The sequence below is a fragment of the Anaerosporobacter faecicola genome, assembly GCF_012070565.1.
GTDB lineage: Bacteria > Bacillota > Clostridia > Lachnospirales > Lachnospiraceae > Anaerosporobacter > Anaerosporobacter faecicola.
On sequence record NZ_JAAQRO010000030.1, the window covers coordinates 255,352 to 268,853 of the forward strand.

General features: G+C 35.6%; 12 protein-coding genes and 1 riboswitch. Of the genes, 11 read left to right on the plus strand and 1 reads right to left on the minus strand.

What is annotated here, in order from left to right; all coding sequences use genetic code 11:
- Positions 1-447: 447 nt before the first annotated feature.
- The gene (locus HBB17_RS13795) at positions 448-3,942 is read left to right on the plus strand and encodes an Ig-like domain-containing protein (RefSeq protein WP_167958074.1); all 3,495 of its coding nucleotides are present in this window, start codon (positions 448-450) and stop codon (positions 3,940-3,942) included.
- A gap of 242 nt (positions 3,943-4,184) precedes the next feature.
- Here HBB17_RS13795 and HBB17_RS13800 read toward each other — a convergent pair whose 3' ends face one another.
- On the minus strand, positions 4,185-5,192 hold the full coding sequence (locus tag HBB17_RS13800; protein ID WP_167958075.1) for a leucine-rich repeat domain-containing protein: 1,008 nt from the start codon (positions 5,190-5,192) through the stop codon (positions 4,185-4,187).
- Positions 5,193-5,636: 444 nt separating this feature from the next.
- On the opposite strand from HBB17_RS13800, the gene HBB17_RS13805 reads away from it, so the two are divergent.
- From HBB17_RS13805 to HBB17_RS13850, 10 genes are all read left to right on the plus strand, one after another.
- Positions 5,637-5,963, plus strand: a complete 327-nt coding sequence (locus HBB17_RS13805; RefSeq protein ID WP_167958076.1) for a hypothetical protein — start codon at positions 5,637-5,639, stop codon at positions 5,961-5,963.
- A gap of 235 nt (positions 5,964-6,198) precedes the next feature.
- On the plus strand, positions 6,199-6,612 hold the full coding sequence (locus HBB17_RS13810; protein ID WP_238483753.1) for a VOC family protein: 414 nt from the start codon (positions 6,199-6,201) through the stop codon (positions 6,610-6,612).
- Between the two features lie 185 nt (positions 6,613-6,797).
- Positions 6,798-7,445, plus strand: coding sequence for a VanZ family protein (locus HBB17_RS13815; protein WP_167958077.1), 648 nt, complete (start codon positions 6,798-6,800; stop codon positions 7,443-7,445).
- Positions 7,446-7,816: 371 nt separating this feature from the next.
- Positions 7,817-8,521 carry an ABC transporter ATP-binding protein gene (locus HBB17_RS13820; RefSeq protein WP_167958078.1) on the plus strand — a complete coding sequence of 235 codons (705 nt, stop codon included), beginning with the start codon at positions 7,817-7,819 and terminating at the stop codon, positions 8,519-8,521.
- A gap of 26 nt (positions 8,522-8,547) precedes the next feature.
- Positions 8,548-10,866, plus strand: coding sequence for an ABC transporter permease (locus HBB17_RS13825; RefSeq protein ID WP_167958079.1), 2,319 nt, complete (start codon positions 8,548-8,550; stop codon positions 10,864-10,866).
- Positions 10,867-11,017: 151 nt separating this feature from the next.
- Positions 11,018-11,527 carry an AAA family ATPase gene (locus HBB17_RS13830; RefSeq protein ID WP_167958080.1) on the plus strand — a complete coding sequence of 170 codons (510 nt, stop codon included), beginning with the start codon at positions 11,018-11,020 and terminating at the stop codon, positions 11,525-11,527.
- A gap of 120 nt (positions 11,528-11,647) precedes the next feature.
- Entirely contained in the window at positions 11,648-11,800 is a 153-nt protein-coding gene (locus HBB17_RS13835) for a hypothetical protein (RefSeq protein WP_167958081.1), read from the plus strand.
- 9 nt (positions 11,801-11,809) lie between these two features.
- Complete coding sequence (locus HBB17_RS13840) at positions 11,810-12,013, plus strand: hypothetical protein (protein WP_167958082.1); 204 nt, start codon at positions 11,810-11,812, stop codon at positions 12,011-12,013.
- 116 nt (positions 12,014-12,129) lie between these two features.
- Positions 12,130-12,402: a TfoX/Sxy family protein gene (locus tag HBB17_RS13845; protein ID WP_330588231.1), complete on the plus strand. Its 273-nt coding sequence runs from the start codon at positions 12,130-12,132 to the stop codon at positions 12,400-12,402.
- Between the two features lie 109 nt (positions 12,403-12,511).
- Positions 12,512-12,607: riboswitch (THF riboswitch) on the plus strand.
- Between the two features lie 103 nt (positions 12,608-12,710).
- The gene (locus tag HBB17_RS13850) at positions 12,711-13,487 is read left to right on the plus strand and encodes an ECF transporter S component (RefSeq protein WP_167958083.1); all 777 of its coding nucleotides are present in this window, start codon (positions 12,711-12,713) and stop codon (positions 13,485-13,487) included.
- Positions 13,488-13,502 lie beyond the last annotated feature (15 nt).

Here is a 13,502-nt window from a genome sequence, read left to right on the forward strand (position 1 = left end):
TGAAGATTTGGATTGAATTATTTAGGTACATATGGTACTATTTTTGTATAAGAAAGATAAGTATAACTCAAATAATGATTCATCTAAATGAAACAACTATACTTGACACAAAGGAGGTTTATTCTTTAACAACGGTTAACTCACAACTCATGATCGCATAGCAGCTCTCTTTTTACAGGTAAGGGCATACATGTACATATTAAATTTGGTAAGATTAATAGTTGCAGATGTTTTTTATTATTAATCTAGTTACATATTGTATTAAAATACATAACAATTTTTATTACGAGGGGAAAATTAAGAATATATCTAGGAGAACTTGAAACTATATAACCAAATATTTTTTTAAGAAATCTATTATTTAAAAGTACATACTAAATATTAGAGCGTGATCAAGGGTTGAAAGAAAAGGTGATTAATAATCAAGAATGAAAGGGGTAACGTGTAATGACACAAATGAATATAGCAATGAAAAAACACACAAAAAGGCTATTAGCAACCATACTTGCAGTTGCATTAATTCTCGTTTCTATAGGAGATATTTCAGTAATTAAGGTAAAGGCTTCAACAGTAGAACTACCTTCTGGTTATACAAATGACGACGTTGAAGGGGCAAAAATGTGTTATAGTCTGTTTAACAGTGGAAATATTGATATTAAAGGAATATTTAATAATAACTGGCTTCAAGCAACTTATGGCAATAGTGGATTTTTTACTGCACTAAAAGTTGGAGATACTACTTATCAAGCAAAAGAAATAGACGAAAATAATATAGTAACAAAGTATGATAAATATGAGAACGGGGAAAATTGTAATAATGATATTGATTATTTGCAATTGTCAATAAATCCTCAGGTAAGTGCTGATGGATTGTTTGTAGAGTTTCATTACAGTGTACAGAATGCTTCAGGGAGTGCAATTACGTATTCTCTAGCAAGTGCAACGGATGTACAAATAGGAAACGATGATAATGCTCCAATTAGTTTGGTTAAAAATAAGAACAATACAAAAGATATAGGATTTTGTATGACTTCATCATCTGATGGAGATGAAGGCAATAGACCTTCTTTAATGCTATTTGCAGGTGAAGTGGCAGGTGTAACAGATGTTGATAAATTCTGGTTTGGACACTATTATAGTATTTATCCAGACAATGCGGGTGCTCCATTTTGCCTTGAACAAACAACTGACAATCTAACAGGTACGGATTCAGGCTGTAGTTTTGAATGGACGGATCGAACGATAAATCCAGGGGAAACCAATGAGTATTGTGTCAAAATTGGTATTGGTAATGCGGATGAACTTTTGAAAGCAGCGAATGCGGAAGCGGATGCAACTTCTACACAAATTACAGTTAATGATGTAAAAGAGGATACGTTATACAGTCTTTGGACAATTACTGGTGAAGGTGAAACTGTAACGTATGAAAAAGTGAGAGACTGGGTTGGAAGTGAAGTCGCAGTTGATGGAAAGATTGTATTTACCGATTTAACACCAGATACGAAATATATTGTAAAGACTGTCTTAAAAGATAATAAACCGGAAGGTGAAGAACCAGATTCCGCTGCTATTGAGGAAACAGAAGTAACGACAAATATTGATCCATTTAAACCAACAGAAGAGGGTGGCCCAAAACCAACATATGAGGCTGTAAAGGATACGATTGTTATCACGAACCCTAATACGAATTATACATATAGTTTGGTAGATGCAAAAGGAAATATAGCAAAAGATGCTGATGGAAATGAAATAACCCCTATAGCAGGAAGCGATGCTACTGATGGAAAGATTACTTTTAAAGGCTTAGCTTCGAATACAACTTACTATATTTCAGTAAAATCAGATACAAATCCAAATTCAGACCCATTAAATACGTTAACCGAGTTACAAATTGGTGGAGGAATAACAGAAAACAATACCGGTAATACATTAGATAAATTAGATAACGTACCGGACGGGATAGACGGAGCAAATCTTGATACATGGTCAATATCAGATAACGCTATAAGTGAGGAAGATAAAGGAAAGATAGAAAAGGTTACAAGTTCTAATAAAGTATCAGCAGTTGATTTTGTTGAGTTGGATTTACAACTTACAGCAGCTGGAGTTGTAGAAGGACATGCAAACACATCAAATACACCTATCGAAATAGAACTTATCGTACCAAATCCTATTGAGGGAAGATCTTATAAGGTAGTACAGATGAATAGTGATGGTAGTGTAGGTGATCCAGTCGGAGAGTATGATGAAGAAACAAAGAAAATAACGTTCTCAACGCAGACATTTGGGAAAGCAGCAATTGTTGTAGATGCAAATGCTTTTGTAGATAATACGATTTCAGGTGGAACAGGAAGTATTCGTGGAGAAGTATATTCAGACAAAGATCTTCCAGCCGTTCGTGTAGCGGATATGTCTAGTCAAGCGTTGTTAGAAACTGGAAAGACAGAAGCCGCTGAGTTGGATGCAAATTATAGAGTTTATCTAGATATCACGTCAAATACAACGATTACGGATGATGATAAAGAGAAGATAGTCACTGTATTTCCAGAGAAAGTTAAGGATGACAAAGTAAAATACTTAGATATCAATTTGCATTTATTAATAAATAACACTGTAGATAGTCTTATTACGGAAGCCCAATCAGAATATGAGATTACAATGGGTATACCAGCTGATATAAAAAATACGAGCAGTAGAATAAAACGAGACTATTATGTAGTGAGACTCCACAACGGTATTGCAGAAGATTTGAATGCAACGAACAATGGGGATGGTACAATTACTTTCAAATCAAGTAAATTCTCAGAGTATGCAATAGGATATGTGGATACAATTGTTGCTGGTGATATTGTTGACGTTACAGGTATAACTAGTCAAACGGATAAGATAACGCTCACAAAAGTTGGAGACACTGTGTCAATTGCAGTTACAATTACACCAGCAAATGCAACTAATAAGAACTTAATTTACAAATCAAGTGATGAAAAGGTTGCAACTGTAGATGCAACCGGTAAGGTTACAGCAGTAGGCGATGGAAAAGCAACGATCATTGTTACAACAGTAGATGGTAATAAGGTAGTAACAATTGATGTTATAGTAGATACGAGTGCTGAGACAGCAAAAATAGTCGCAGAGAACTTTAAGAAGCAATATAAAGCGATTCTTCAAAAGAATAGGAAAGATATCACAAAGGCTGATTTAGCTACAATTGAAAAAGCATTAGCTGATTATGATCAGTTAAGTGAGAGTGCAAAAGCACTTCTTCAAGCGGAGAAAGCAGACCTTGATGCGAAGAAAAAAGCTGCGGAACAAACAGATAGTAAGAATAACGTAAAAGATCAATCGAAACTAACTGGTAATGAAATTGCTCAATTAAAACTTCCTGTATTTATTGCAACAGGTAAGGCAAAGAATAAGACTGATATTGTAATTACATGGAGTAAACAAGCAAAAGCAACCGGTTATGATATATACTGGTCGTACTGTGATGGAAAGAAAAATTTCAAGAAACTTGCTACTGTAAAAGCAGGTAAGAGCTTATCTTATACAGTTAAGAACCTGAAATCAAGTACTGGTACAAAATACTTTGTTGTAGCTTATAAGATGGTAGATGGAAAGAAGATTTATATCTCAAAGACACCACAAATTCATGTGGCTACAAAGGGAAATAAATATACTAACGCAAAGAGTATTAAAGTAAATAATTCTTCTGTAGTATTAAAGGTAAAGAAGACCTTTACCATCAAAGCATCAATCGTAAAGGAAGATGCTAAGAAGAAGTTACTTACACATGCATCAAATCTTCGTTTCTATACAAGCAACAAGAAAGTTGCAACCGTTGATAAGAACGGTACTATTAAAGCAGTTGCTAAGGGTACTTGTACAATCTACGTAATTGCCAATAATGGTGTATCAAAGAAAATCACTGTTACAGTGAAGTAATAAAGATTAAATACATAATTTATTACAGGGTAGGAAGTAATTAGCTTCATACCCTGTATTTTTGTTACAAAGTAGCAAAATAAACCACCAGCTTCACTAAGCTGGTGGTCTTGACTTAATCGTAATTTCTCAAATCAGTAGAATAACAGTCGTATACCGATCCCCGAATGATTATTCGTACTGAACGGTGAATCCATTCGCTTTTGCATATTTTTCCGCATAGGAACCTTTTTCACAGATGATTACCACATCTGGATAGCCTCCTTCTTCACGGGCAACTTGCTACAATTTCTGAACGTTCCATAATTAATGGTAGTAATACTAGAAGGAATGGTAATTGTTGTAATACCACTGTTTTCAAAAGCACTAATGCCAAGTTCTTTTAAGGAAGCAGGTAATGTTACACTACCTAAAGAAGTACAATTAGAGAATGCTTCAAAACCAATTGTTTTTAATTTGCTTGAGGCAGCGAATGTAACTTTACTTAATTTCTTACAGTTTTGAAAAGCACTACCAGCAATTTCTGTTACAGAGTCTGGAATAGTAATAGACTTTAATTTGCTACAACCATAAAAGGTAGAGGCTTCAATCTTCTTTATTTTAGAAGAAAGTGTAACAGAAGTTAATTTGGTACAGTTCGCAAATGCACGTTCACCAACAGCTTTTACAGAAGAGCTGAGTGTAATCTTTGTAATCTTGCTGCTTGCAAATGCTTCGTCTGCGATATATTTAATGGTAGATGGTAAAGTGAGCGATGTCGCTTTTCCATTATACTTGATTAATACCCCATTACCCACTTTAACATAAGTTGCCTTTTGTTTCTTTACCCACGAAGTATTTTGAAATGCACCAGAACCAACACTCGTTACCGTTTTTGGTATGGTTATGGTCGTTAATTTGGTACATCCACTGAATGCATAATCGTTAATTGTAGTAACACCAGATTTCATCGTTACTTTTTTCAGCTTGGTACAACCACTAAAAGCAGATTCACCAACTGTTTTAACGGTCTTAGGAATCGTAACTGTTTGTACGTATTTGTTGTTGCTGAAAGCGAAAGAGCCGATTTCCGTGACAGTAGATGGTATGGTAACCGTTGAAGATTTACCTGTATAAGACAGTAAAACACCATTTTCAATCTTAAAAGCAGAACTTTTGGCTTCTAATTTTTGTGGAAAGCTTGTTAGCAAGAGTGCTAGCAGTAAACATATTGATAGGACAACATGTTTTTTTGTACGTATGTAACTCATAGATTTCTCTCCTTTTTTAGGGCAAAGATGAATAACTTTGCTGTAATAATCTAGTAGTATATTGACAAAATGTGTCAGAAAGACGTCAATAATATGGCATAAAGGGAATTGACAGAATAATACTTCGGTTGTAGAATTAAATTACTTCGAGGAACGAAATATGTACTAGGGATTCATCGTATCGCATAGAGATATGCTTGAAAAAGAGATATGCTTGAAAAAGAGATATGCTTGAAAAAGAGATATGCTAAAAAAAGAAATATCTTTAAAAGAGATATCCGCATATTTAACATCCATTTCTCAATTATGGAGATTCCAAATGAAACCACGGGTTGTAGCTAAAAAATGTATTACCGATGAAAAACAATTTAAACTTGAATATGAGAAATATATCACTCTATTACAAGGAAGTAAGAAAAAATAGTATTAGTGGGATTACCGATTATGCAACTAGCACAATTTCCATTGGAAGAAATAGAGAAGAGAAATACGATTATAAAAGAATTAGCAATCCAATATAAGATTCCATTCATTGATTCTTATGCACTACAGGATCACATTTGGGTCCATCGGGAGCAAAATAATTCTTGGAAACATAAGAATTTAGTACGAGTATTGGATGCTATCATAATGTTATTTTTTCCATTTTGTAAAGATGCATTATCAAGGAAACGAAGATTAGATCTAACTGTAGATGGGGTGCACTATAATTCCATTTCAGCAAAGAAAATCGCAGCATACATTGATGATGCAATAAAGAATTTACAATAAGAAACGCAAACTTCCAAGTTCCAATTGCTACCATAAAGTGGTATCCTAAGGCATTTTCAACAATTAATATATTGCTACTTCGATTCCAATGTGCTATTTTTCTAATATCGACTTTTCTGGTAAAAGCCATTAAAAAAGTGCAAGCAATTGAACTGCGAAGTTTGAGTAAGAAGGATAATAAGCGAGTAAACATAGATAGGTAAACAACGAATCAGTAAAAAGAAAGGTGACAATAATGAGAATAACTCCGAATTTTAATTTTGATGGACAATGTGAAGAAGCACTGAATCTATACCAGAAAGCATTTCATGGAAACATAACTTGTCTGTTACGCTATGAGGATGCGAAGAAGGAAGATTGGAGTAGGGAACTAACGGAAGAACAGAAAAGATACATATATCATGCGGAGTTGCTTGTGGGAGAACAGAGAATTATGATGTGTGATAACCTAGATGTGGATTTTGTCACAAGTTTAGCATTATCTCTTACTCTTACATTCGATACGAAAGAGGAAGTAATACAGGCGTATGAAGTAATGAAAGAAGGAAGTAAAACAATTTATCCAATTCAGGAAACTACCTACAGTTCTTGTATGGTTGTATTTGTTGACCGTTTCGGTTTTCGCTGGGGATTAATGACCGAAAATTAATCGTAAAAAAGAATCGCGTAGGGCGCTTTTAAGGATGTTGCAGCAACGCAATCGACAATCGTATGTCCTTACAGGAACCTTTCAAAAGGGTAAGGTAAGTGTTAGCTACTTCGATGGTTGACGAAATAGGGACATGGTATAGTTATCTCATCAAAGAAAACAACAAGTACTTAGGAGGAGATAACATGAAGACAACATTCGATTCAATCGTATTAGGAATTCACAATTTTCCATATTTTGCAATCCTATTTACCTTACCTATATTCGCAATAACGACAATCAAACATAAATCATTTAATTTGGTAAGAGTTCTTTTACAATATGCTTTGTTACTATATTCCTTATGCCTTGTTGCAGTGGTCTTGTTTCCACTTCCAACGCTGGCTCAAGCAGCAACTTTGCATACACATGACCTACAGATCATTCCATTTCATTTTGTTGTAGATATTGTGAAAGAATCACCTTTGGTAATCAATGAACCAGCTACATATGTGAAGACAATCTGTAATCGTGCAGTCCTTCAAGTTGTATTCAATATTTTAATGACAATTCCATTTGGAATGTTCTTACGTTACTATTTTGGTTATGATAAAAAGAAGGTAGTTGTAGCATCTATGCTTTTAAGTTTGGCAATTGAGGTAACACAATTAACAGGAATTTTTGGAATCTATCATGGGTCGTATCGTTTATGTGATATTGATGACCTTATGATGAATACATTGGGTGGATTTGTTGGATATCGTTTTATAGTTGCAGTTGAAACATATATTCCTTCCATTTATGCATTTGATCGAAGAAGAAAGACAGTTAAGAAGGGTTATGTTAAAGCATAATTAAGGGAAAATAATTTATGACTCTTACATCTGGGAAAATGGTAATTAATAGTTGACAAATTATTTTTCCATATGGTATGATGGCAATACGAAAAAACGAAATCACTCGTGAGGGAGTAGTTAGCACGAACGTGTGGCAAGTCAACATCCTGATGAATTCCATCTGGCTTGTCTTAAAAAACGAGACTCATGTGTAGCAGTATGCTATGCCTGGGCTCTATATAAAGTAATTTTCGGGTATAGTGAATGCTATACCCGTTTTTTTGTACATTTTTCGCATTGTGAATACGCAAAGTACATAGCAATTCGAAATACACAGAGGTCAAAATAATTAATAGTGACCACAACAACATAACATAAGGGGGAATTATATGAAAGAATTAATCGTATTTGAAGATGTTGTGAAGGAGTATGGAACGAAGGAAAGTAAACAGATTGCTGTAAACCATGTGAATTTTACCATTGAAGAAGGTGAATTCGTTGTGGTACTGGGGCAATCAGGAGCTGGAAAATCAACCGTACTGAATATGCTTGGAGGTATGGATCAGCCAACCAGTGGTAGCATACGGATCAATGGGGCGGAAATCAGTCGGTTGAATGATAACCAGATGTCGAACTATCGAGCAGAGAATATTGGATTTATCTTTCAATTCTATAATCTGCTACCAAGCCTCACTGCATACGAGAATGTTGCATTAACCAGAGAAATAGTAAAAGATGTGATTGATCCATTGGAATTACTTGAAGCGGTGGGCTTAAAAGAACATCGGAACAAATTTCCTTCCCAATTGTCTGGTGGAGAACAACAGAGAGTATCCATTGCGCGGGCTTTGAGCAAAAATCCTAAGATTATTCTAGGGGATGAACCAACGGGTGCATTGGATGCAGAAACAGGGGTAGCTGTATTGGAGTTGCTACAAAAAATGTGTAAGGAACGTAAAAAAACAGTTATCATCGTAACTCATAATGCTGCTTTTGCGCAATGCGCGGATAAAGTAATTCGTATGCGTAGCGGGAAGATCAGGGAGATCACATTGAATGAGTCTCCAGTTCCGGTAAGTGAGGTGAATTGGTAATGTTATTACGTAAGATGTTTCGTGATATGAAATGGAACAAAATGCAGTTCCTATCAATCTTTCTCTTGGCATTCTTAGGTGTATTCGTCTATGCTGGAGTTGGAGGAGAAGTAGCAGGTATACGAAAGGTCCGCAATGCTTATAACAAAGAAACCAATTTAGCAGATGCTTGGATCTATGGAGAAGACTTTACGAAGGAAGATCTACAAGCAATCAAGGACCTTAGCGATATTACACAGGCACAACGCCGTTTATACCTTACGGCAGTAGGAGAAGGTGAGAAGAAACCGTTAATCCATTTTTATTTCCAAGAGGACAATGAGATAAGCAAACCCAAAGTGGTGAAAGGAGATCCCTTTGATCCTACTGATGGGAATCGCGTTTGGTTAGACGAGAGATTTGCAGAAAGTAATCAACTGAACATTGGAGATGATTATACCTTTGATATTGAAGGAAATACATTCACTTTAGAAATTGGGGGATTATTCTATTCTTCTGAATATACATATTATACCAATGATGATGCCATGATACCAGATTTCTCGAAGGTTGGTATCGCGTATGCATCATATATGGCATTCCCTATCCAATCCTTTGCGTCTTCTATGGGAATGGATATGACAGATGGACTGGAACAATCGAAAGAGCAGGTTGAGACGCTTCTTCCATTTACACAGATTGTTATTACTACGGAAGTATCGGATGTCGATACACTTGAAAAGCAAGTGGATGATGTACTAGATGGTGGATATAGTTATTTTATTACAAGGGAGAGTGTTCCTGGAGTAAATCAATTACGGGATGAGATGAAGCAACATGAATCTATGATGATTATCTTCTCTGTTGCGTTTGTTGGGATAGCCATCCTTGCAATTATCACAACTATGAATCGAATGGTGAATAACCAAAGAACACAAATTGGTACGATGAAAGCCTTGGGAATGAAGAAAAGGAAAATCGTCTGGCATTATCTCTCTTATGGATTATGGTTATCAGCAGGTGGTGCAGCTCTTGGTCTGATTATTGGACCAATTTCTCTTCCAAGACTTTTCATTCCATCTATGAGTTCTGGTTATACATTACCAGAATGGAGAGGGGGATACAGTGTTGATTTCTTTGTTGTGGCAGCTGTGGCAGTTGTTGCATGTACAGTCACTACATATTTTAGTTGTAGAAAAGTCTTGGCTGTTAATCCAGCAGAAACATTACGACCTGCAGCACCAAAGACGGGAAAACGATGCATCTTTGAAAAACTACCATTTTGGAATAAACTTAGTTTTTCTGTACAGTACAACTTAAGAGATTTATCCAGGGGAAAGATTCGCTGTTTAATGGGGTTTGCAGGAACACTTTGTTGTATGGCATTATTGGTATGTTCCGCCTCTATGTATGATTCTTTTGCTCATATGCAAAACTGGTTGTATACGGATATACAGAATTTTGATAATCGCGTAGAAATAAAAAAGGAAGCAAATAGAGAAGATGTAGAAGCTTTATGTACAGAACTGAATGGAGAAATGATCATGGAGGATTCTGTGATTATTAAAGTAAAAGATCAGAAAAAAACACTTGCATTTACGGCAACAGAAGGGAAAAATCTATATCGGCTTACGGATAAGCAATTAAAGGTTCAACAAATTGGAGGTTCGGATTTTGCCCTAACAATGAAAACAGCTAAAGCAATGGGCATTGAGGAAGGTGACGAGATTCAATGGCATTTGATTGATGGAGAAGTGTGGAAAACGGCTACTGTTACAATTATAAACCGAATGCCAATTGGTACGGGAATCACTACAACAAGAGACGTAGTTGAAGAAGCAGGATATGATTTTAAGCCTAGTTATATTGCAACAGATGCATCGGCATCGTCCATTCAGTCCGATTCTGTGAAGAAAATCTTTACAAAAGATGAAGTTCTTGATGCATGGGATCAGTCAATGGAAGCAATGAATATTCTAGTGGTGATCTTAATCATTGTTGCTGTATTGTTAGCATTATTGATCTTATATAATCTTGGATTACTTGCTTATGCAGAACGGGAAAAGGAATTAGCAACCCTAAAAGTTGTGGGATTCCAAGCAGCAAAATTGAGAAAGATGTTACTTATACAAAATACATGGTTATCGATCTTAGGTATTATAGCTGGAACACCAGCCGGTTTATTAATGGTTCAGTACATGGTGGATATTATGGGAGATTCCTTTGATATGAAGGCCACAATCTCTTTGTCCTCTTTCTTGCTATGTGCAGGAGGAACACTGTTGGTATCCGTTTTTGTAAGTATGCTATTCTCAGGTAAACTAAAAAAATTAGATATGGTGTCTTCTCTAAAAGGCATGGAATAAAATTTACTATAGAGAAAAAATTTTGTATAATAAAACTATAGATATGTTTTGGTGCAAAACCCTTGAAAACATACCTTGGCAATGGAATCATAACAACAAAAGTGAATATGATGAGAATTAAAACCATCATAATAAGTAAGGGGGACTGGTTGTGAAGAAATTGATCATGGTTAACGGAACTATGGGAGTAGGAAAATCTACAGTATGTAACCAATTACTAAAGATGTTACCAAGAAGCGTCTATTTAGATGGAGACTGGTGTTGGAATATGAATCCATTTGTTGTGTCAGAAGAAACAAAAGAAATGGTGATGGATAATATCACACATCTGTTACGAAACTATCTGCAATGTTCCGAATATGACTATGTTATATTTTGTTGGGTGATGCAGGAAGAACGTATCATAGAGGAAGTTCTTCGTCGACTAGAAGGCATAGAGTTAGAAGTACATAAGATTACATTAATGATCACAGAAAAGGCACTACGAGATCGCTTGAACAAAGATATTGTGAGAAAAATCCGAACATATGATGTGATTAGGAGAAGCGTTGAGAGGCTGTCACTTTATGAAAACATGGATACAATCAAAATCGATGTAAGCTTGAAAATTCCAAAACAAATCGCAAAAGAGATTATATACCATGTAAATAAAGTTACGTAAGTTTGGTAATTTATCCTTAGGAGGAAAGTAAAGAAGCGACGTTATAATTTTGTGAGAACCGTTCATACTAGTATGGTATTCGTAGTAGTGTTCAGATTGAATACAGGAAGGAATGAGCGTATGGCAAAAGCAGGAATGAGACGTCCAGACCCTAAAGATCCGCATGGGACAGAAAGCAATCATAAAACACATATGCCCAAGAATCCAGTGGAACCTGTTCCAGAGATTCAAGGCAAAGCCAAATGTGGGAATAAGAAAGCGGGTCCAATGTAGCGATTATTGATGAACACAAGTGTGGGAGTTTCAGAGCGTGTCCGATTTGGAAACTACTCTGAATCATCCCAAAGAAAACCATGTACTTGCAAAGCATGGTCTGCATTTTCTAAAAAGCGTACACAGATGCAGGAGACAACAAAGAAATTATTGGAGCGTCTCAATTATACAGAAAAAACTATACATAATAGGAATCTGTTCGAAGCAAAGTAGGAGCACTTTATCGAAAATGCCAGAGAAAAAGTCACCATGAAAAGATGAAGAACGTATCCAATGGTTATGCATTATTTAAGAATGATAGTCTTGTCAAAAGAGAAAGAGGTGTGGTTATGGAGATAACGAAATTATCCGATTTACCTAACATCGGAAAAGAAGTAGAGAGACAGTTACAGGAAGTGGGAATCACTACCTATGAACAACTAAAAGAATTAGGTGCTATTCAAGCTTGGCAAAAGATTAAAGAAATGGATTCTTCCGCCTGTATTCATCGATTACTTGCATTAGAAGGGGCCATTCAAGGGATTAAGAAGAGTGAACTTAGTGAGGATCGAAAGGCGGAATTGCGAGAATTTTATAAATGGCAGAAGCAGGACCAGAAGTAATGTAAGGCTTCTAGATAAGCTTTTTTTCAGAATGTTGGTAATAAGGAAAAAGGGCGTATAATAAAATATTTTGTTGCAAGATTGGAAGAAAGGGTGTATGATATAGGACATCAGAGCAGACGTTATGCGTAAAGTGTTAGAGAATGGGAGTAGAGTCTCTAAACGAAAAGCCTTGGGCTTGCGGTTTGACGTTCCATCCACTGTTGTTTTTATACCCTTTAGGTGAGAAAGACTGAATAGAATCTATTGGAGAAATTAATAAGAATGACTGCACATTTTCCTCTGCTCAGAAAGAAGGGGATTTTTTTATGCGAAAAAATAAGACAAAAGTGATTACGATTACAGCAATGATGATTACGATTGCAATGGTACTGCGTTATCTTGGAATTATGATTCCAATTGGCGGAGTTGGTGGTATGCGAATTAGTTTTAGTGGTTTCTTTACAAAGATTCCTGCTGTTTTATTTGGAGGAATCATTGGAGGTATGGCCAATGGGATTATGGATATTCTAGGTTGTATCATTAAACCAGAAGGTGCATATATTCCGTTATTAACTGTTACGGCTATTACTGGAGGTGTACTGGTAGGTGTCCTATGGAAAGTACTAAAACAAGTTTCAGCAAAAACATTTCGTATATTCTTTCGAGTTGTAACAGTCGTTATGATTCTGTTAGTAATCTTTACTTGCTTGGGTACAACCTTGTTGAAAGATTCCAGTTACGGACAATTTCTGCAGGCATTGAGTGAAAAAAGATATCAGCTAATTACAATTGGAGCAGGTATAGCATGCTTGTTATGTGTAATCGTATGTGTATTGGATTTTCTACTTGTTAAGAAGCAGCCGAAGCTTGCAGAAGATTTTATGCGATTATTATTTGTATTATTCTGTGCGAACATTACAGTAACGACGTTGAATACATTTGTATTGCGCTTGTTTATCCCAGCTTTGAATAATCTTGCTTTTATGGTATTCTATCTTCCAAGACTGATTGAGGAGATCATTATGACAGTGATTCAATGCTATGGAATGGTATTCCTTCTTAGTTTATTAAGAAAGATGAAAATCTATGGAATAACAGAGTAATTCTTTAAAAAAGTA